Origin of the sequence: Streptomyces sp. NPDC090022 (genome assembly GCF_044748145.1) — a bacterium.
GTDB lineage: Bacteria > Actinomycetota > Actinomycetes > Streptomycetales > Streptomycetaceae > Streptomyces.
Genome location: NZ_JBIVFN010000015.1, coordinates 1 through 19,280, shown reverse-complemented (window position 1 = coordinate 19,280; position 19,280 = coordinate 1). Strand labels below are relative to the sequence as shown.

General features: G+C 74.6%; 20 protein-coding genes. 12 read left to right on the top strand and 8 right to left on the bottom strand.

Going from position 1 to position 19,280, the window contains the following annotated elements; all coding sequences use genetic code 11:
• Positions 1 to 117 precede the first annotated feature (117 nt).
• The 3 genes from ACIPXB_RS23960 (at position 118) to ACIPXB_RS23950 (ending at position 3,559) form a co-directional block, all read left to right on the top strand.
• A complete protein-coding gene (locus tag ACIPXB_RS23960) occupies positions 118 to 1,287 on the top strand; it encodes a glycosyltransferase (protein ID WP_401453392.1) in 1,170 nt (389 codons plus the stop codon).
• Positions 1,288 to 1,394: 107 nt separating this feature from the next.
• Positions 1,395 to 2,420, top strand: coding sequence for a hypothetical protein (locus ACIPXB_RS23955; protein WP_401453129.1), 1,026 nt, complete (start codon positions 1,395 to 1,397; stop codon positions 2,418 to 2,420).
• A complete protein-coding gene (locus ACIPXB_RS23950; protein ID WP_401453127.1) occupies positions 2,417 to 3,559 on the top strand; it encodes a GNAT family N-acetyltransferase in 1,143 nt (380 codons plus the stop codon). The genes ACIPXB_RS23955 and ACIPXB_RS23950 overlap by 4 nt, the downstream gene beginning before the upstream one ends.
• Positions 3,560 to 3,564: 5 nt before the next feature.
• Here ACIPXB_RS23950 and ACIPXB_RS23945 read toward each other — a convergent pair whose 3' ends face one another.
• Entirely contained in the window at positions 3,565 to 5,190 is a 1,626-nt protein-coding gene (locus ACIPXB_RS23945; protein WP_401453125.1) for a glycosyl hydrolase, read from the bottom strand.
• A 296-nt stretch (positions 5,191 to 5,486) separates the two neighbouring features.
• Between ACIPXB_RS23945 and ACIPXB_RS23940 the strand changes: the two genes are divergently transcribed.
• The 5 genes from ACIPXB_RS23940 to ACIPXB_RS23920 all read left to right on the top strand — a co-directional run bounded on the left by ACIPXB_RS23940 (position 5,487) and on the right by ACIPXB_RS23920 (position 10,894).
• Complete coding sequence (locus ACIPXB_RS23940) at positions 5,487 to 6,752, top strand: ATP-grasp domain-containing protein (protein ID WP_401453123.1); 1,266 nt, start codon at positions 5,487 to 5,489, stop codon at positions 6,750 to 6,752.
• 51 nt (positions 6,753 to 6,803) lie between these two features.
• The gene (locus ACIPXB_RS23935; RefSeq protein ID WP_401453121.1) at positions 6,804 to 8,096 is read left to right on the top strand and encodes an NAD(P)-binding domain-containing protein; all 1,293 of its coding nucleotides are present in this window, start codon (positions 6,804 to 6,806) and stop codon (positions 8,094 to 8,096) included.
• Between the two features lie 12 nt (positions 8,097 to 8,108).
• A complete protein-coding gene (locus ACIPXB_RS23930) occupies positions 8,109 to 8,582 on the top strand; it encodes a hypothetical protein (RefSeq protein ID WP_401453119.1) in 474 nt (157 codons plus the stop codon).
• 12 nt (positions 8,583 to 8,594) lie between these two features.
• Complete coding sequence (locus tag ACIPXB_RS23925; protein ID WP_401453117.1) at positions 8,595 to 10,676, top strand: SpoIIE family protein phosphatase; 2,082 nt, start codon at positions 8,595 to 8,597, stop codon at positions 10,674 to 10,676.
• Between the two features lie 74 nt (positions 10,677 to 10,750).
• Positions 10,751 to 10,894 carry a hypothetical protein gene (locus ACIPXB_RS23920; protein WP_401453115.1) on the top strand — a complete coding sequence of 48 codons (144 nt, stop codon included), beginning with the start codon at positions 10,751 to 10,753 and terminating at the stop codon, positions 10,892 to 10,894.
• Positions 10,895 to 10,989: 95 nt separating this feature from the next.
• Here the strand turns inward: ACIPXB_RS23920 and ACIPXB_RS23915 are convergent, their stop codons facing one another.
• Positions 10,990 to 11,436: a DUF6299 family protein gene (locus tag ACIPXB_RS23915; RefSeq protein WP_401453113.1), complete on the bottom strand. Its 447-nt coding sequence runs from the start codon at positions 11,434 to 11,436 to the stop codon at positions 10,990 to 10,992.
• Between the two features lie 156 nt (positions 11,437 to 11,592).
• Between ACIPXB_RS23915 and ACIPXB_RS23910 the strand changes: the two genes are divergently transcribed.
• Positions 11,593 to 12,312: a hypothetical protein gene (locus tag ACIPXB_RS23910; RefSeq protein ID WP_401453111.1), complete on the top strand. Its 720-nt coding sequence runs from the start codon at positions 11,593 to 11,595 to the stop codon at positions 12,310 to 12,312.
• 57 nt (positions 12,313 to 12,369) lie between these two features.
• Positions 12,370 to 12,864 carry a DUF5949 family protein gene (locus ACIPXB_RS23905; protein WP_401453109.1) on the top strand — a complete coding sequence of 165 codons (495 nt, stop codon included), beginning with the start codon at positions 12,370 to 12,372 and terminating at the stop codon, positions 12,862 to 12,864.
• Between the two features lie 118 nt (positions 12,865 to 12,982).
• On the opposite strand, the gene ACIPXB_RS23900 is transcribed toward ACIPXB_RS23905, so the two are convergent.
• Both ACIPXB_RS23900 and ACIPXB_RS23895 read right to left on the bottom strand, forming a co-directional pair.
• A complete protein-coding gene (locus ACIPXB_RS23900) occupies positions 12,983 to 14,248 on the bottom strand; it encodes a cytochrome P450 (RefSeq protein ID WP_401453107.1) in 1,266 nt (421 codons plus the stop codon).
• The gene (locus ACIPXB_RS23895; RefSeq protein ID WP_401453105.1) at positions 14,245 to 15,429 is read right to left on the bottom strand and encodes a low temperature requirement protein A; all 1,185 of its coding nucleotides are present in this window, start codon (positions 15,427 to 15,429) and stop codon (positions 14,245 to 14,247) included. The genes ACIPXB_RS23900 and ACIPXB_RS23895 overlap by 4 nt, the downstream gene beginning before the upstream one ends.
• Positions 15,430 to 15,650: 221 nt before the next feature.
• Between ACIPXB_RS23895 and ACIPXB_RS23890 the strand changes: the two genes are divergently transcribed.
• The gene (locus tag ACIPXB_RS23890) at positions 15,651 to 15,851 is read left to right on the top strand and encodes a hypothetical protein (protein ID WP_401453104.1); all 201 of its coding nucleotides are present in this window, start codon (positions 15,651 to 15,653) and stop codon (positions 15,849 to 15,851) included.
• Between the two features lie 26 nt (positions 15,852 to 15,877).
• Here ACIPXB_RS23890 and mscL read toward each other — a convergent pair whose 3' ends face one another.
• Positions 15,878 to 16,369, bottom strand: coding sequence for a large conductance mechanosensitive channel protein MscL (mscL, locus tag ACIPXB_RS23885; RefSeq protein ID WP_401453102.1), 492 nt, complete (start codon positions 16,367 to 16,369; stop codon positions 15,878 to 15,880).
• Positions 16,370 to 16,492: 123 nt separating this feature from the next.
• Positions 16,493 to 16,945 (bottom strand): hypothetical protein, encoded by a 453-nt coding sequence (locus ACIPXB_RS23880; RefSeq protein ID WP_401453100.1) that lies wholly within the window; start codon positions 16,943 to 16,945, stop codon positions 16,493 to 16,495.
• Between the two features lie 298 nt (positions 16,946 to 17,243).
• Here ACIPXB_RS23880 and ACIPXB_RS23875 point away from each other — a divergent pair, with 298 nt between their 5' ends.
• Complete coding sequence (locus ACIPXB_RS23875; protein ID WP_401453098.1) at positions 17,244 to 17,765, top strand: GNAT family N-acetyltransferase; 522 nt, start codon at positions 17,244 to 17,246, stop codon at positions 17,763 to 17,765.
• A gap of 45 nt (positions 17,766 to 17,810) precedes the next feature.
• Here the strand turns inward: ACIPXB_RS23875 and ACIPXB_RS23870 are convergent, their stop codons facing one another.
• Both ACIPXB_RS23870 and ACIPXB_RS23865 read right to left on the bottom strand, forming a co-directional pair.
• On the bottom strand, positions 17,811 to 18,176 hold the full coding sequence (locus tag ACIPXB_RS23870; protein ID WP_401453096.1) for a hypothetical protein: 366 nt from the start codon (positions 18,174 to 18,176) through the stop codon (positions 17,811 to 17,813).
• Positions 18,177 to 18,302: 126 nt separating this feature from the next.
• On the bottom strand, positions 18,303 to 19,136 hold the full coding sequence (locus ACIPXB_RS23865) for an S-methyl-5'-thioadenosine phosphorylase (protein ID WP_401453094.1): 834 nt from the start codon (positions 19,134 to 19,136) through the stop codon (positions 18,303 to 18,305).
• Between the last annotated feature and the right edge of the window lie 144 nt (positions 19,137 to 19,280).

Below are 19,280 nucleotides of genomic sequence, written 5' to 3'. Positions count from 1 at the left end.
GCCGCCCCGGGGGCCCCGGACGCGCCTGCCGCCTCCGACGCGACCGCCGCCTCCGCCGTGCCCGCCGCGTCCGCCGTGCCCGCCGCGTCCGCCGTGCCCGCCGCGTCCGGGCCGGACGTGAAAGCGCTGCACATCATCACCGGGCTCGGCGTCGGCGGGGCCGAGCAGCAGCTGCGGCTGCTGCTGCGCCACCTGCCGATGCGCTGCGACGTGCTGACCCTGACCAACCCCGGGCCGGTCGCCGAGGGGCTGCGCGCCGACGGCGTGCGGGTGGTGCACCTCGGGATGCGGGGCAACCGGGACCTGGGCGCCCTGCCGAAGCTGGTGAGGTTCATCCGGCGCGGCCGGTACGACCTGGTGCACACCCATCTGTACCGGGCCTGCGTGTACGGGCGGCTCGCCGCCCGGCTCGCCGGGGTCGGGGCGACCGTCGCCACCGAACACTCCCTGGGCGAGGGCGAGATCGAGGGCCGGCCGCTGTCGGGCGGGGTCCGCGCGCTGTACCTGGCCAGCGAGCGGCTGGGCGCGGCCACCGTCGCCGTGTCCGACACCGTGGCCGCGCGGCTGCGCGGCTGGGGCGTGCCCGCCGCGCGCGTGCACGTCGTACCCAACGGGATCGAGGCCGTCCGCTTCCGTTTCGACGCGGGCGTGCGCCGGGCCACCCGGATGCGCACCGGGCTGCCCGAACGGGCCTTCGTGGTCGGCGGGGTCGGCCGGCTGGTCCCCGGCAAACGGTTCGACGTCCTCGTACGGGCCGTCGCGGCGCTCCCCGGCGCGCACCTGCTGCTCGTCGGGGACGGGCCCGAGCGGGCGGCGCTGCGCCGGCTGGCCGCCGAGCTCGGCGCGCAGAGCCGGATCCACCTGCTGGGCGAACGCGACCCGCTGGGCGACAGCGCCGACGGCCGTACCCCGGGCATTCCGGCGCTGCTCGCCGCGATGGACGTGTTCGTCTCGCCCTCCCGCGAGGAGGCCTTCGGCCTCGCGGTGGTCGAGGCGCTCGCCGCCGGGCTGCCGGTCCTGCACGTCACCTGCCCCGCCATCGACGACCTGCCCGCCGCCCAGGCCCCCGGCGCCCGCCGGATCGGCACCGGCACCGAGGAACTCGTCGCCGCCCTGCGCGGCCACATGGAGGCGGGCGCCACCCGGCTGCCCCCGCCACCGGTGGTGCGCCACTACGACATCGCGCGCAGCGCCGAGCAGTTGCTCGGCGTGTACGCCCGGGCCCTCGGGCCGTCCCGGCCCGCACCGGACCTGCCGCGTCCGGCGGACCCGGCCGGCCGGGCCTGACCGCGCGGCCGCCGCCCCCGACGGTCCGGCACCGCAGATCGCCCCAGAACTGCCCCCGCGGGGGCGCCGAACGAGACGAACCCCTCCACGAGGAAGAGATCACGCACATGGCCGACACCGCCGACCGCAAGAGCACGGATCGCACGAGCGCGGACCGCACGAGCACGGACCGCACGAGCACGGATCGTCAGAGCACCGAGGACACGAGTACGGAGCAGAAGAAGGCCGACATCACCGGGCCGGGGTCCGAGCCGCGGGAGGAGTCCGGGGACGCGGCGCGCGCCGAGGCGAAGCGGGGCGAGGGACGCGGCGAGCGGCGTGCCGGGCGCCGGGCCGAGCGGCGCGCGGAGCGGCGTGCCGAGCGCGCCGAGGAGGGCCGCGCCCGGTCCGCCGGCGGCGGACTGCGGGGCCGGCTGCGGCTGCCCGCGTGGTGGCCGCTGCCCGCCTGCGCCGTGCTCGGGCTCGCGCTGGGCGGGACGTACGGGGTGCTCAAGGCCCCCGAGTACGCCGCCACCAGCTACGTCGTCGCCGTCCCCGACGAGACCACCGAACCGGCCACCGCCCTCGGATTCGCGCAGGCGTACGCCCGGATCGCGACCAGCAGCTCCACGCTCGCGTACGCCCAGCCGCGCGCCGGGCTCCCCGAGCGGCAGCTGCGCGCGCAGGTGCGGGCGGAGACCTCGCCCGAGTCCCCGATGATCGCCATCACCGGCACCTCCGGGCGCCCGGCCCAGGCCGCCGACATCGCCAACGCGGTCGCCGACGCGCTCTCCCTGAGCAGCAATCAGGCCGCCAAGAACACCGGTGTGCAGCTGCTGCTGTTCAACCAGGCCGTCACCCCGACCGACCCCGCCTCCCCGTCCGCCCCGATCAGCGCCGCCGTCGGCCTGTGCGCGGGCGGCCTGATCGGGGGCCTGTGGCTGCTGGTCGGGCCCGGCCGGGGCCGCCGCCGGGACGGGCGGCAGGAGCTGGAGCAGGAGCGGGGGCCGGTGCGCGAGCAGGAGCGCGAGCGCGAGCGCGAGCGGGTGCGTGAGCAGGAGCCGGTTGTGGAGTTCGTGACCTCGCTGCCCGCCCAGGGCGACCACGGCGACGCGGCCGTGGGCTCCGTGAAGGAGAAGGAGTCCGTGCGATGAGCGGGGGTGCCGCCGGTGCCCTGTCGGTGACGCTGTGCCGCGACCCGCGCCAGTTCGCCGCCCTGGAGGAACCCTGGAACCGGCTCGTGCGGGCCTGCCCCACGGCCACCCCCTTCCAGAGCCACGCCTGGCTGCACTCCTGGTGGCTGAGTTACGGCCGCGAGGGCCGGCTGCGGCTCGTCCTCGTGCGGCGTGGCGGCGTACTGGTCGGTGCGGCCGCGCTGATGCTCGTCCACCGGCCGCTGCCCCGGCTCGTCCCGCTCGGCGGGGGCATCACCGACTACTTCGACGTCCTGGTGGACCAGGAGCACGGGGAGCAGGTCGTCGCCGCCCTCGCCAGGGGGCTGCACCGGGCCGCCCGGCGGGCCGTCGTCGACCTGCGCGAGGTGCGGCCGGGGGCGGCCGCCGAGGGGCTGTACCGGCACTGGCCGGGTGTCCGGCGCCGGCTCACCGACTCCACGTGCATGGAGCTGCCCACGCTGCCCTTCGACGAGCTGGTCAAGCGGATGCCGACGGCCGGCGCCCAGCGGGTGCGGGCCAAGCTGCGCAAGACCGACGCGGCGGGCCTTCAGGAGCACGAGGTCACCGAGCAGGAGGTGCCGCGCGCGGTACGGACGCTGCTGCGGCTGCACGAGAAGCAGTGGCGCGGGCGCGGGGTGACCCCCGAGCACCTCAAGCCGCGGTTCGCGGAGCACCTGACCCGGGCCACCCGGCGGATGGTGCGCAACGGTGACGGCCGGCTGACCGAGTTCCGGCTGGAGGGGAAGGTCGTCGCGGCCAACGTCACCCTGCTGTCGGCCGGGCTGAGCGGCGGCTACCTGTACGGCGCCGACCCGGAGCTGCGGGAGCGGAAGGTGGACGTCGCCACGCTGCTGCTGCGGTACGAGGCGGGGCGGGCGCTGGCCGAGGGCCGGCCGGTGGTGAGCTTCCTGCGCGGCAACGAGCCGTACAAGAACCACTGGCGGCCCGAGACGGTGGTCAACCAGCGCTTCCTGCTGGCGACGGCCGCGCTCGCACCCCTGCTGCGGCTGCACGAGTCGCAGGTGGCGGGGCGCGAGCGGGCGGTGGGCGCGCTGCGGGAGGCGCTGCCGGCCGCCAGGGACTGGCGGGCGCGGCTGGCCGAGCTGCGGGTGCGATGACCCTGCTAGAACGGCCAGAGGCTGTCCTTGCCGAGGTCGAAGCCGACGTCGAACCTGATACAGACGGACTGCTTGCCGAGCAGCTTGGACAGCCACTCGCCGAAGTTGACCGGGACGCACCACTGCCGGCTGTTGGGGACGGGTGTGGTCGGGGCCGGTTCCGGCGTCGGCAGGGTGCTGGGCGTCGGACCCGGCGTCGGACTCTGCGTGGGGGCCGGGGTGGGCGCCGGGGCCGGGGCCTCGGTCGCCGGGCCCGGGGTGGGCTGCGCCACGTCGGAGGGTGTGGGCGCGGGTGTGGGAGTGGGGGTGGGGGCCGGCGTGGGGGTCGCGGCCGGCTCCGGCGTCGGGTCCACGGGGGTGGGCGTGGGCGTCGGGGCCGGGGCCGGCTCCGGAACCTCGGGGCTCGGGAGCACCTCGGTGGGGGTCGGGATCGGGGCCGGGACCACGGGGGCGGGTGTCGGGGTCGGGGTCGGCACCGGGGCCGGGACCACGGGTGCGGGGACCGGTGTCGGGGTCGGCGCCGGGATGCTCGGGGTCGGGATGCTCGGGGTCGGGATGCTCGGGGTCGGGATCTGGGGCGTGGGGATCTGGGGCGTCGGCACCACCGGGGTGGGCACGCTCGGGGTCGGGACCTGCGGCGTCGGCCGCGGCAGCGGCGCGGGCCGCAGCGCTTCCCGGAACACCTGCGACGAGCGCGGGTTCTGCTTGCACTGCCACACGCCGTGCGGGCAGTAGTCGGTGATGGTGTGGTAGAGCGGCTGGTGCTGCTCGATCCACCGCAGCATGCGCCGTACGTACTCCGGGTTGTCGCCCCGCCGGTACAGCCCCCACTCCGGGTACGAGATCTCTTTGCCGTGCGTCTTCGCGAAGTCGACGTGCGCCTGGAGTCCGTACGGCTGGTCCACCTGGTCGTCGAACGTGTCGCCGGGCGCCTGGTCGTAGGAGTCCATCCCGATGATGTCGACGACGTCGTCGCCGGGGTAGCACTGGGTCCAGCCGATGGCGTCCTTGCCGCGGTTGGGCGCGAAGTCGAACTTGAAGTCCTGGTCCTCCACCGACCGCATGGTGGCGACGATCCGCCGCCAGTACGCCTTCCAGTTCTCCGGGTCCGGCGCGCAGCGGTGGGTGTAGGTGACGCCGTTCATCTCCCAGCCCAGGACGATGACCGTGTCCTCGACCCCCAGGTCCACCAGCCGCTCGGCGAGCGTGCGGAAGTGGTGGTCGAAGCGGCCCTCGGCGCCGGCCCGGATCAGCCGCGCGACCTCGTGGTCGGGGACCCGGCCCTCGTTGCGTTCCTGCATGGGCACGTTGAGGACGAACATCCGGTCGGCCTTGGCCTGCCGCCAGCGCGCCCAGTCCTCCAGGAAGTCCGGCGCGCCCTCGATGTTCGACCAGAGGTCCCCGGGCAGATACGTGTGCCCGACCCGGATCTCCCGGCCGCCCAGCCAGCTCGACAGGTACGGGATCCGGGCCACGCCGGCGGGCCCATAGTCGAGGTAGGCGCCCATCGCGATGTCGGAGGCCGTGGAGGCGTCTTCGTCCGGGGTCGCGAGCGCGGCGCCCGTGACCAGCAGTCCGGCCGCGACCGTGCCGATGCAGGTGCTCGTCAGTCTGCGGCGTGGTCTGGGCATGGCGTCTCCTCCCGGGCCTCCCGAATCGGGGTGCTCCTGAACGACGTTAGGCATCAGATCTGATGAATGGCCTGTCCGGCCGCCGCTGCGTAGGCCATTCGCAGCTGCACACACACTCCGCTTGGTCCGACTAGGTGAAAGACAGCGTTCCCATGCACGCGTATGCCAGTCCCACGCCCGCCGTTCTGCTCAGACTCGACCGCAATCCGTTCCACCACGGAACCCTCGGCGCCGTCAGATCCCTTGGGCGCAAGGGCGTGGAGGTCCATGCCGTCGTCGAGGCCGGGGGAGGTCCCATGGGGCGATCGCGGTACCTGCGCGCCGTGCACGCCGGTCCCGCGGGCGGGCTGGACCCCGAACAGCCCGAGGTGCTGCTGGAATGCCTGACCGGGGTCTCGGAGCGGATCGGGCGGCCGGCGGTGCTCATCGCGATGGACGACCTGAGCGCGATCACGGTGGCCCGGCTCGGCCCCGTCCTGGACGGCAGGTTCCGCATCCCCCGGCAACCGGACCGGCTGCCGGAGCGGGTGGCGGACAAGGCGGAACTGGCGCGGCTGTGCGCGCGTTGGGACATTCCGCACCCGGAGACGGTGGTGCCCGGCGGCGCGGCGGAGGCGGCCGAGACGGTGTGGCGGCTGGGGCTGCCGGTGGTGGCCAAGTGGAGCCGGCCCTGGCTGCTGCCGCCCGGCCGCGGGCTGCGCAGCACCACGCTGGTGCACTCGGCCGCCGAGGCGCGCCGGCTCTACGAGCGGTCGGCGGAGGCGGGCAGCGCGCTGCTGCTCCAGCGGTTCCTGCCGGCCGGGCCCGACACCGACTGGTTCTTCCACGGCTGCTTCACCGGCGGCGGGCGCCCGCTGCTGGCCGGGTCCGGCCGCAAGGAGCTGTCCTGGCCGGTCCGTACGGGACTGACGGCGGTCGGCCGGTGGCTGCCCGACCCGGCGGTGGAGGAGGCCGGACTGCGGCTGGCCGCGCGGCTGGGCTATGAGGGGATCCTCGACCTCGACTTCCGCCGCGACGAGGACGGCTGCTTCCGGCTGGTGGACTTCAACCCCCGGCCGGGCGCCCAGTTCCGGCTGTTCACCGACGCCGACGGGCTGGACGTCGTCCAGGCCCTGTACCTGGACCTGACGGACCAGCACGTGCCCGCCCCCTCCGGCGGCCCCGGCCGGGTCTTCGTGGCGGAGAACTACGCCCTGCTGTCCGCGGTGCGCGGCGGGCTGCCGGCGCGCCGGCCGGCCCGGGGCGCGCCCGGTGCCGGGGCACCGCGGGCTCGGGGTGGCGCAGAACGGGAATCGGGGGCGGTCCGGGGCGCGCGGCGCGCGGAGCGGGGGCGCATCGAGGCGGCGTGGTTTGCGGCGGATGATCTGTGGCCATTCATCGCGATGATCGCCGCCTTCCTCGGGCGCGGGGCGCGCAAAGGGGCGCGTGCGGTGTGGAGCGCCGTGCGCGGATTTCCCTCGCGCGGGCGCCGCACGGCGCGCGCGGTGGTGCGCGCGCCCCGGCAGCGCGGCCGGGACCTGACATCTCCGGCGGCCGAGCCGGACGAGCTGGTGGCCCGATGACCTGGTCCGTCCCCTGAGCGGGACGGCCACCGAGACCTGGAGGAGGACCCCGTGAGGCGCACGGACGATCTCGTCGTGGTCGGCGCCGGCCCGTACGGTCTGTCGATCGCCGCGCACGCGGCGGCGGCCGGGCTGGAGGTCCGCGTGCTGGGGCGTCCGATGGCCTCCTGGCGGGACCACATGCCCGAGGGGATGTTCCTCAAGTCCGAGCCGTGGGCCTCGAACCTGTCCGCACCCGACGGCCGCCACGGCCTCCACGCGTACTGCCGCACCGTGGGGACGGCCGCCGAGCACGGTCGGCCGCTGCCGATCGGCGCGTTCAGCGACTACGGGCTCTGGTTCGCCCGCCGGGCCTGCCCCGCGGTGGAGGAGGTGACGGTCACTCACGTCTCGCCGCAGGGGGAGGGGTTCCGGATCACCACCGACCAGGGCCCGCCCCTGCTGGCGCGCGCCGTCGCGCTCGCCGTGGGCGTGATGCCCTTCGTCAACCACCCCGAGGCCCTGCGCGGCCTGCCGCCGGACCACTTCTCGCACAGCAGCGGCCACCGGGACCTGGGCCGGTTCGCCGGCCAGGACGTCGCCGTGCTCGGCGCCGGGCAGGCGGCGCTGGAGACCGCCGCCCTGCTCGCCGAGTCCGGCGCCCGGCCCTGCCTGGTCGCGCGGCGCGCCAGGCTCAACTGGAACACCGTTCCGCAGCCTCTGGACCGCCCCCTGCGGCGCGCCCTGCGCTCGCCGCACAGCGGTCTGGGGACCGGCTGGCGCAGCTGGGCGTGGGCGGAGCTGCCCTGGGCGGTGCGCCGGCTGCCGACGGCGACCAGGGAGCGGATCGCGGCCACCGCGCTCGGCCCGGCCGGCGCCTGGTGGCTGCGGGAGCGGTTCGAACACCGGGTACCGGCCCTGCTCGGGCACAAGCTGCACCGGGCGGTGCCCGCCGGCGACCGGACCAGGCTGGGGCTGACCAGTCCCGCCGGGGAATCCGTGGTCCTCGACGTCGCCCATGTCATCGCGGCCACCGGCTTCACCCCCGACCTGGAGCGCCTGGGCCTGCTCGACGCCGGGCTGCGGGCCGCGCTGCGGACGGTCGGGGGCAGCCGTACGCCGGAGCTGAGCCCCTGGTTCGAGTCGTCCTGGCCGGGACTGTTCTTCGCCGGGCTGTTGACGGCTCCCTCATTCGGCCCTTCCATGCGATTCGTACACGGTGCGGGCTTCGCGGCGGGGAGACTGGTGAGAGGAGTCCGAAGGCGCCTGGGCGCGAGGGGCCCGCTCGCGGGCTCCACCGGCGCCGGTGCCGTCCCGCGGGGCGGTGGCCCGGTCGCCGGGCGGCCGACGACGTATCTGCGGTGAGAGGGGTCCGCGATGAGCTCGGAGCGAGCACAGGGCCGGGGCTGGGTGCGCATTCCCGCCAGCCGCGCGGAGGCGCCGCCGGCGGCTCCGGCACCACCGCACGGCGGGCCGGGACCGCACGGCGGGCCGGGACCGTACGGCGGGCCCGGTGAGTACGGTCGGCAGGACCCGTACGAGCAGCAGGACCAGTACGGCCGGCCGGCCCCGTACCCGTACGGAGGGCCCGGTCCCTACGGAAACCAGGCGCCCCCGTCGGATCAGCCGTCCCCGCGCCCGTCCCCGCGCCCGCCGTACGCGGCTCCGCAGGCCCCGTACGCCGCCCGGCCGCCGTACGCAGCACCGGCCCCGCCCGCCCCGTACGCCGATCCGGCCCCGATCTACCTGTCCCTCGTCACGCGCTGGCGGGAGGCCGGACGCACCCTCCCCGGGCATCCTGACGAGGAGTGGGAGCGGCTGGTCTCCCGGCCGTGCTGGCCCGGCCGTTAGGTGGTGAGGCGCGTGGAAGAGGATCCCGGAGCGCGCGGCGCGCCCCGGGCGACCGGTCCCGGGGAGCGTCTCGCGCTGAACGGCATGGGCTCCTTCGAGTGGGACCTGGACGCCGGCACCCTCGACATCGACCCGGCCGGCATGGTGGTCTTCGACCTGGAGCCGCAGGAGTTCGACGGCACCCCCGAAGGGCTGGGCCTGCGCGTGCCGGCGGAGGACACCGTACGGCTGAGCGAGACGGTGCTGGCGGCGCTGGACGCGGGCGAGGACACCTTCGGCTCGTACTTCACGGTGCGCCGGCGCGACGGCAAGGAGCAGTGGACCCACGCCCAGGGCCGGATCCTGCGCGACCAGCAGGCCCGGCGGCGGCGGATCGTGGGGATCGTGCGGGACGCGACCGCCGAGCTGGCCCACTCGACCCTGCTGCGCAAGCTGGAGGCGGCCCGCGCCAAGCAGACCACCATCGTGCAGCGGACCACGGAGGCGCTCTCGCGGGCCGTGACGGTCGACGACGTGACCGCCGCCCTGACGGGCGCGGGCGCGCTGGAGCGGCTGGGCGCGGACGGGCTGGCGCTGGGCCTGGTCGAGAACGGCACCATGAAGATCATCGCGCTGAGCGGGGAGTCGCTGGAGATCCTCAGCGAGCGCAAGTTCACGCGGATGGACGGCTCGCTGCCGCTCTCCCACGCGGTCATCACCCGCACGGCCCGCTTCACCACCTCGCTGCGGGCGCTCGCCGACGAATTCCCGCTGCTGGGCCCGTACCTGAGGCGGATCCGCTTCGACGCGGCCGCCTACCTGCCGCTGATCGCGCAGGCGCAGGCGATCGGCGGGCTGGTGCTCTTCTACCGGCGGCGCACCGAGTTCAGCCCGGAGGAGCGCAACCTGTGTCTGGGCCTGGCGGGCATCGTGGCGCAGTCGCTCCAGCGGGCGCTGCTGTTCGACCAGGAACGGGAGTTCGCGACCGGCCTGCAGGCCGCGATGCTGCCCCGCCGGATCCCGGACATCACCGGTGGTGAGATCGCGGTCCGCTACCACTCGGCGTGGAGTGGCCGGGAGGTCGGCGGGGACTGGTACGACGTGATCGCGCTGCCCAGGGACCGGGTGGGCATCGTGGTCGGCGACGTCCAGGGCCACGACACCCACGCGGCGGCGATCATGGGCCAGTTGCGGATCGCGCTGCGCGCGTACGCGGGCGAGGGGCACCCGCCCTCGACGGTGCTGGCGCGGGCCTCGCGCTTCCTGGCGGAGCTGGACACCGAACGATTCGCCACCTGCACGTACGCCCAGGTCGACCTGGAGACGGGCGGGGTACGGGCGGTGCGCGCGGGGCACCTGGGGCCGCTGATCCGGCACACGGACGGCCGAACCGGCTGGCCGAACCTGCGCGGCGGCCTGCCGCTGGGGCTGGCCTCGGCCTTCGAGCAGGAGGACTTCCCCGAGACCCGGCTGGACCTGGTGCCGGGCGAGACGCTCGTGCTGTGCACGGACGGGCTCGTGGAGGAACCGGCGGCCTCGATCACGGCGGGCATGGAGGCGCTGGCCCACGCGGTGCGCAGCGGCCCCCAGGAGGCGGGCGCGCTCGCCGACCACCTGCTGGACCGGCTCTGGGAGCGCTGGGGCTCCGGTGACGACGTGGCCCTGCTGGTGCTGCGGCGCGCCCCGGACCCGGGCACCCACCGCGCGCCGCGCATCCACCAGTACATCCATCAGGCCGACCCCGAGGGGCTCTCCGAGGCGCGGTTCGCGCTGCGTCAGGCGCTGCGCGACTGGGGCGTGCCGGAGCTCGCCGACGACGTCGAGCTGGCGGCCGGCGAACTCCTGGTCAACGCCCTGCTGCACACCGACGGCGGCGCGGTGCTGACCATGGAGGTGCTGCCCGAACCGGTCCGCCGGATCAGACTGTGGGTCAAGGACCGCTCCAGCGTGTGGCCGCGCCGGCGCTCCCCGGGCGAGGCGGCGACCACGGGCCGCGGGCTGCTGCTGGTGGACGCGCTGGCCTCGCACTGGGGCGTGGAGTCGCGTGGTGACGGCAAGGCGGTGTGGTGCGAGTTCAACGCGCCCGCGGAGGGCGCGGGCCCGGGGTTCGAGTAGCCGTTCGCGCACATCGGGCTCATGATGCGGCGTATGAAACGGAATCAGCCGTGCGGGGGCTGAGCAAGGGAGCCGTGACCGGGCTCCTCGCTCTTCTGCTGCTGGCCGCCGGCGTGCCGACGGTCGTGGACTGGACGACCGGGCGCCCGCACACCGACCCCGGGTGCCAGACGGTGGCGTTCATGTCGGTGGTCGGTGTGGCGCCGGAGTGCCGGTAGCGGCGGCTACCGTCACGCGGGGGACGACGGGTGCGCGATGCGCGGCCCGGTCGGTGGTGTCCCGGTCGGTGGCGTCCCGGTCAGTGGCGTCCCGGTCAGTGGTGGACGGGCTTCAGCACGATGTTGCGGTGCTGCTCCGCGAGGTAGGAGACGCGGACGTTGAAGGGGGAGCTGCCCAGCGTCGCGCGCTGCAGGCGCACCTCGGCGCCGGCCGGCCCGGGCTGGATGCCCTGGGCCCACTTCAGCGAGCCCGTCGCCGACCACTTGCGCTGGTTGCCGTCGCAGACGGCCTCCTCGCCGCCGAAGCCGAGGCGGGTGCCGTCCTGGGCGAGGGTGGCCTGGATCTGTACCCCATGGGGTGACACCGGGTCGCAGCGGTAGGTGCCGTAGAGGGTGACGGTGCCTTCGTCCGAGATATGGCCGTACGGCAGTACGGCAATCTCATTGCCAAAGGCGCCGGCGCCCGCGGGAGAGCTGAATACCGTGGCCGCGGCCAGCGCGGACAGCGCTGTCACCATCAGCCGGCGGGGGGAAATGCGCATGAATCCTCCGGGGGTGCGGTGGCGGTGGAAATCCGCCGGAACGAATTGTGCTGGTCATCCGGCGGTATCTCGATGTGCGCGCTCGTGTCGTTGGGTGCAATTGCCCGCTCGGCCGCGTGAGACTGGCCGGAATCTGTCCCCCTGAAGGGATCCGTCATGAGCCAGTCCGCCGCCCACCCCGCTCCCGCCGCCCACCCCGCTCCCGCCGCTCCCGCCGCTCTCCCGGTCCGTCCCTCTCCCGCCGGCCCCCGTCGCACCGGCCGCGCCGGGGGTCCCGTGCTCCCCGCCCGGCTCCGCCGCGGGCTCGGTCTGGCCCTGGTGCCGCTGCTGCTGCTCGGCGCCGCCGCCTGCTCCGACGCCTCCGAGGGCGCGGCCCTCGCCCCCGCCGCCGTGCCGGCCGTACCGGTCGACGACGGGGCGCCCGGCGCGGACGACGAACCGGTACGGGCCGGCGGCGCGGCGAAGGACGCCCATGTGGGCGAGGTCGTACGGGTGCACGGCGCCCAGGTGGGGCGGCATCTGCAGGTCCTGCTGAGCGCGTACGTCGACCCGGCGGTCAGCCTGGACAAGGACTACGCCCCGCCGGCCGGCAAGCGCTGGGTGGGCGCCGGAATGTCGTTCGTCAACGTGGGCGGCGCGACGTACGGCTCCCTCGGGAAGATGTGGGCGCTGGACAGCGAGGGCAAGCGCTACCCCTCGATCGCCACCGGTGAGCTGACGACCGGCAAACCACTTGTCTTCGATTCCCTCTCGGTGGGTGACCGGGCCGAGGGCTGGGTGGTGTTCGAAATTCCGGAAAACGCGTCGATCGTGCGGCTCCAGTATCAGGACGCGAACATGCAGGCGAATTCCGGAGAGGGATTCTGGGCGGTCTAGCCCGCCCGGGTGAAAGGCCGGGAAAGGGCCGGGGGAAAGGCGGCTAGGGTGCGGCGCATGACTTCAACTCACGTCGATTTCGACCTGTCCCGGCTCGGCACCCTTTCGGTGCTCGCCTGGATCGGCGACCCCGAGGACGGGCACGACATCCCGTATCTCCTCGCCTACACCCTCGGTGACGGCTCGCAGGGCCGTGAGGCCGGCGAGGAGGCCGCCTGCGGTCTGCTGGCGGAGCTCGGGCTGCCGATCGGTGACGTGGTCCTCGACGGCACCCGCAACCCCCACGCCTTCCCGGTGAAGGTCCTGGTCGAGGGGGATCAGATCGCGCTCACCCTGCCCGGCCTCAACGCCCGGTGCACCGCCCCGCCGGAGTGGGTGACCGCGGCCGCCGACAGTGAGCAGGTGTACTTCCTCTTCGCCACGCGCGCCTGGCCGGAGGCCGTGCCCGGGCAGCCGGTGAGCGCGGAGGCCCTGCAGGCGTTCGCAGCCGACGAAGAGGTCCTCACCAGCAGCGCCCACGCGGTGCTGGCGGTCCAGCGCCTGCAGAAGTAGCCGTTCCCGCGTCGTGTGCCGTGCGCGCACCGCGCGGATCGCGCCGGGGGACCGCTCCGGCCGCCGGGCTCCCAGCCTGCCCGGTGGCCGGTCCGCCCCGGCCGCTCTCAGGTGAGGGTCACTCGAACGCGAACTTCAGCGAGCGGACCCGGTTGTCGAAGTTCGAGCCCGCCAGGTCCGGCAGGCCCACCGCGCGCAGTTCGCGCGGGCGGGAGAGCAGCTCGCGGAAGAGCGCCTTCATCTCCACCCGGGCCAGGTGCGCGCCCAGGCAGAAGTGCGGGCCGCCGCCCCCGAAGCCCAGGTGCGGGTTCGGGGAGCGGGTGATGTCGAAGGCGTCGGGGTCGGGGAAGACCGCCTCGTCGCGGTTGGCGGAGGCGTAGTAGAGGACCACCTTGTCGCCCGGGACGAAGGTCCGCCCGCCCAGGGTGTGTCCGGCCCGCACCGTCCGGCGGAACTGGATGATCGGCGTCGAGTGCCGGATCATCTCGTCGACCGCGCCGTCCGCGTACGCCTCGAAGTCCGAGAGCAGCAGCTCGCGCTGGTCCGGGTGGTCGGTCAGCAGGGCCAGCCCGTGCGTGATCGCGTTCCGGGTGGTCTCCACGCCCGCCACCATCAGCAGCGCGAAGAACGCGCCGAGCTGGCGGGCCCCCAGCGCCTGGCCGTCCACGTCGGCGGTGACCAGCGCCGAGATCAGGTCGTCGGCGGGGTTGCGGCGCCGCTCGCGCCCGATGCCCGCGACCATCCGCTGCATCCTGGCCAGGGCGCGCAGGCCGCGCCCGGGGATCCGCAGCCGGGCGCCCAGGCCCCGCTCGACGCCGATGTTCTCGGAGGCGTGGTTGACGCGGTCGGCGATCTCGGGCCGGTAGTGCTCCGGGATGCCCATCATGTTGCAGATGACCTCCAGGGGCAGCCGGGAGGCGACCGCGGTGACGAACTCGTCGGGCCGCCGCGCGAGCACGTCGTCGACGATCCGGGCGGCCACCGCGTGGATGTCGGCCTCGGCCGCGGCGAGCAGGCGGGGGGTGAAGGCCCGCTGCACGATCTTGCGCAGCTGGGCGTGGTCGGAGCCGTCGAGGTTGACCATCGAGTCCCCGAACAGGGCCCGCACCCAGCGGGCCGGCTCCGGCGTGGTCACCCCGGGCGCGCTGGCGAAGACCTTCGGGTTGCGGCTGGCCTCCTGGACGTCGGCGTACCGCACCAGGGCCCAGTGCCCGCGCTCGGGCCGGCGCCGGCCCGCGGGGCGCTCACGGAAGTACTGCGGCCCGTCCAGCGCCCGCAGCCGTGCGAAGGCCGCCAGCCGGTCCTCCGGAGGGAGCTGCCAGAACGCCGGGTCGGCGAGGTTCGCGCCCGCGGGGCCGCCGTACCGCTGTGCCGGGAACGTCATGGCCGTACTCCCTCGTGCGTGGTCGCCTGACGAACAGAACGCGTGCGGTGCGTCAAGGTCACGCCCACCGCCACCGTCGCGGCGGCCACCAGCCCCGCCCACAGCACCGCGAGCGACCCGGTCCAGGCGCAGGCCAGGATCACCAGCGACGCCACCGGCAGCACCAGCTGCTGGGCCATGCCCCGCTTGAAGTGGCGGGAGTGCAGCAGCCAGACGAACGCCAGGAACAGCGCGGCGGGCACCGTCACGGACAGGCTCGCCGCCAGCGTCGAGATGTGGGCCTTGCCGACCGCCTGCTCGACCGCGACCTCGATGCCCGCCCCGATGGCCGCCGCCGAGGCGAAGATCACGTAGTGCCCGTAACCCCAGGGGATGGCCTCGCGGTTGCCGCGCAGCCGGTCGTGCACGGGGACGGCGAAGTAGATCCACCAGGCCGCGAAGACCAGCAGCAGCCCGCCCGCCGCGATCGGCAGCAGCAGGTCCAGCGCCTCGTGCTCGTCCAGCGCCGACTGCACGGCGACGGTGCTGGCCGCGATGGTCTCGCCGAGCACGATGATCGTGAACAGCCCGTACCGCTCGGCGATGTGGTGCGGGTGCCACTGCGTCTGGTAGCCGTGCTCGGCGATCACCGGGGCCATCAGCTCGGCCACCACCAGGACCAGGAAGAGCCACCGGCGGCTGCTCTCGGGAGCGGCGAGCAGCGCCACCCAGCCGATCTGGCAGATCACCAGCCCGGCGGCGTACGTCAGGGCGCAGCGCCGGGCGGCGCCCTGCTCCCCGGCGGCCGCCCGCAGCCACTGCGCGGTCAGCGCGAGCCGCATCACCACGTAACCGAGGACCGCGACGGTCCAGTCGTTGTCGTTGAACGCGCGCGGGATCCCCGCCGCGTAGACGAGCACGCCCGCGATCGTCACCAGGGTCGCCAGCCGGTAGGGCACGTCGTCGATGTCGTAGGCGGAGGCGAACCAGGTGAAGTTCATCCACGCCCACCACACGCCGAAGAAGACGAACAAGTAGCCCGTGATGCCAGCGGCCACATGATCCTCGGCGAGCGCGTGCACCAGCTGCCGGCCGGCCTGCGCGACGGCCACCACGAAGCAGAGGTCGAAGAACAGCTCCAGCGGGGTCGCGGCCCGGTGGGCCTCGTCCCGGCTGCGCGCGGTCATCGGTACGTATGCCATACCGCCCAGCAGATCACCGCACCCCGCGAGCGGCGGGGCAGGCGCGCGGCCACCCCGGGCGGGTACCCCCACCGGCGCAGCAGCGACCGGGCGGGGCCGGGCGGGGCGCGGGCCCCCCGGCCGGGGCCGGGCGGGCCGCGCGGGGCCGGGCAGGGCCGCGCGGGGCATGCCGGGCGGGCCGGGCATGCCGGGCGGGGTGGGGCCCGCCGTACCCTGGAGGTATGAGTACCGCCCCCGCCTCCGGTCCGCAGTCGCCGAAGCCCGGCGCCCAGCCGATGCCCAAGCTGGACTTCGGCGACCCGCTGGACCAGCAGTCCGCGGACGACACGGACCGGGGATGGGGCGAGCGGCCGACGGCGACCGGCGACAGCGCCGCCGACCTCGCGCGCTTCCTCGACGAGAAGCCGCCCCACCACCTGTAGAGCCGGACAGGCCCCGGCCCGTCGGGCTAGACCGGGGCGCCGGTGCGGCCGCCGCTCTGCTCGCCGCCCCGCTGGGCCGCCATCAGGTCGCGGATCTCCTTGAGCACCTCCAGCTCGGTGATCACCATGGTCTCCTGCACACCTTCCCTGGCCTTGCGGCGCGCTTCCTGCCGGGCCAGGTACTTCGCCATCGGCAGCACCATCAGGAAGTAGACGACGGCCGCCGTGATCACGAAGGTGAGGGTGGCGCTGAGGACCGAACCCCACAGGATCGGGACGCCGGTGACGACGTCGCCCGCCTCGTTCGTCCGGCAGGGGGCCTTCAGGCAGGACTGGTACTTGTTCAGGTCCTTGGTGCCGATGGCGCCGACGAGCGGGCTGATGATGCCCTTCACCAGGGAGTTCACGATGTTCGTGAACGCGGCGCCGATGACGACGGCCACCGCCAGGTCCACCACGTTCCCCCGCATCAGGAACGCCTTGAACCCCGCCAGCACGCTCTCCTTCTTCTCCGTCAACGGTCAGCCTCTCTCTTCGGATCACGGACGTGGAGTCAACGGTTCCGAAAGCTACGGCAGTCCGGGTGCGTGCTGTCCAATCGAGGAACGCGATCAGCTGACTTGACGGGTCGTTCGTGCGAATCAGCACAACGCCACCGCCAGCCGGGTCAGGGCTCCCGCGCCCACGAGCGCCCGCGCGGTCTCGCGCGGCACCGACAGCACCACCAGCGCGCCGCCGTCGTCCTCAACTCCCCCGTCCGCTCGGGGCACTTCGGCCACCCGGGCCGCCGCGGCCACCACGCGCGGCGGTCCGTCCCGCTCCGCCGCGACCACGTCGACCCGGTCACCGGGCCGCAGCAGCCGGACCGTCGCCGCGTCCGCGATCCGCACCGGTGCGGACACCAGCCGCTCGGGCGGTGCGGCCCGGACGGCCCGCGGCGCAGGCGGATCGCCCCGCGACGCCTGCGCCTCGGCGCCGCCCACGGCCAGCGCGGCCGCCGCCATCACCATCCCGGCGGCCGCCACCCGCCGCCTGCGCCGCAGCGCCCTGCGCAGCCGCCCGCCGCCGCGCCCCACCCGCAGCGGCGGGAACACCGGCACCACCCGCGCGGGCGGACACGTGGTCGACGACCCTGACGGCCCTGACGGCCCTGACGACATGGACGGAGTCGACGCCGATGACGCCGATGACGCCGACGACGCCGACGGAGTCGACGGCACGTGCTGAGAAGAAGCGTCGAACACTTCCCCCACCCCCCTCGTGAGAACCTCCCGACCTCTTCGGGACGCTCCCCACGATCCGCCGTCCCCCGTGATCCCGCTCGGCCCTGTGGACAATCCCCAGCCTGTGGACAACCTCCCGCCGCCCCCGGGAGGGGGCAGGATGGGTGTCATGACCGAGATCTTCACCCCCCGTCTCCTGCTCCGCCGCTGGCAGGAGGACGACCTCACCCCCCTGTCGGAGATCAACGCCGACCCCGCCGTCATGCGCTGGACCGACGACGGCTCGCCGCGCGACCTGGACCAGACCGCCGAGGACATCGAGCGGTACGAGGAGGAGTGGGACGAGGAGGGCTTCGGCCTGTTCGCGGTGGAACTGCTGGGCACCGGCGAGCTGGTCGGCTTCACCGGTCTGACCGTCCCCGAGTTCCTGCCGGAGGCCGCGCTCGCCTTCCGCCTGGGCCGCGCCTTCTGGGGTCAGGGCTACGCCTCCGAGGCTGCCCACGCCAGCCTGGAGTTCGCCCTCCAGGACCGCGGCCTGGAGCGGGTGATCAGCATCTGCCGCGAGGGCGACTCGGCCGCCGAGAACGTCCTGCACAAGCTGGGGATGACCCTGGACCGGGAGCTGGCCGACCCGGTCCACCGGTATCCGCTGCGGGTCCACGCGATCGACCTCACGGAGTACCAGGGCTGACGGGAGCCGAGCGGCGAAGGCCGAGGGTGCGGCGCGGTGCGCCGCTCAGGCCGCGTCGAGCGGGGAGCCGTCCGGCGGTCCCGGGTCGGGGCCGTCGCCCCGGTGGCGGGTGACGACGTACGACAGGGCCCGGGTGACCAGCTGCCCGCTGGGGAGCCGGACCTGGGAGCGCTCCAGGTGGCCGTACGACTCCAGCTCGTCGAGCGCGGCCGCGATGTTGTGCCGGCCGTCCGGGAAGCGCCGCGCCAGGCCTCTGGCGCTGACGTGCGCGCCGCCCGGCAGCGACCGGATGTGCGCGTCGAGGGTGCGCGCGAGGGGCGAGAGGCCGTCGTCCTGGAAGGAGGCGTCGCCGCGCGCGAGGCCGGGCCGGCCCCCCGCGCGCGCGGGCGTCTGAGGTCGCTGCAGGGCCATGGGGAAGCGGCACTTCCTTGGGGCGGGAGGGGGTGGGTGCCGTGAGCATATGACCCCTTCGGCGCAGGTGATCCCTCCTGCGGCCCTGATGTACCCGTGTGAGTTACGCCGCCGCGGCGCGGCCCCTCACGGCAGCTCGATGCCGAGGTCCCAGCCGTCGTGGGCGTGGGTGCACAGGCAGTCGCGGGCCTCCGTCGCCGGGAGCGCCGCCACCGCCTCGAAGAGCACCTCGCGCAGTCGGCCGACGTTCTCGCCGAAGACCTTGAGGACCTCGGTGTGGGAGACGCCCTCACCGGTCTCGGCACCCGCGTCGAGGTCGGTGACCAGGGCCATCGACGTGTAGCACAGGCCCAGCTCACGGGCGAGGATCGCCTCCGGGTGGCCCGTCATGCCGACCACGGACCAGCCCATCGCCGCGTGCCACTGCGACTCGGCGCGGGTGGAGAAGCGCGGGCCCTCGATGACGACCATCGTGCCGCCGTCGACCGGCTCCCAGGAGCGGGCGCGGGCCGCCGCGACCGCGACGGTGCGGCCCACCGGGCAGTACGGGTCGGCGAAGGTGGTGTGGACGACGTTCGGAACGGTGCCGTCCGGCAGCGGGTAGCCGTCGAAGAAGGTCGCGGTACGGGCCTTCGTACGGTCGACCAGCTGGTCGGGGACGAGCAGCGTGCCGGGGCCGAACTCCGGGCGCAAGCCCCCCACCGCGCAGGGGCCGAGCACCTGGCGCACGCCGAGCGAGCGCAGCGCCCACAGGTTGGCCCGGTAGTTGATCCGGTGCGGGGGCAGGTGGTGGCCGCGGCCGTGGCGGGGGAGGAAGGCGACCTGGCGGCCGGCGAGCTCGCCGACGTACAGGGAGTCGCTGGGAGGCCCGTAGGGCGTCTCCACCTGGATCTCGGAGACGTCTTCCAGGAAGGAGTAGAAGCCCGAACCGCCGATTACGCCGATCTCTGCGTTCACCATGGGTGACACCCTAACCAAGGCATACGGGAAGGCCCCGCCCCCCGGCGAGGGATGCTGTTGGTTTATTCGGGGCCTGGCGTGACGTCGGCCTTCGAGACCCGGTTGTGGTCTTGAGGGCCGACGTTGTCGTATGGGGTGGGGGCG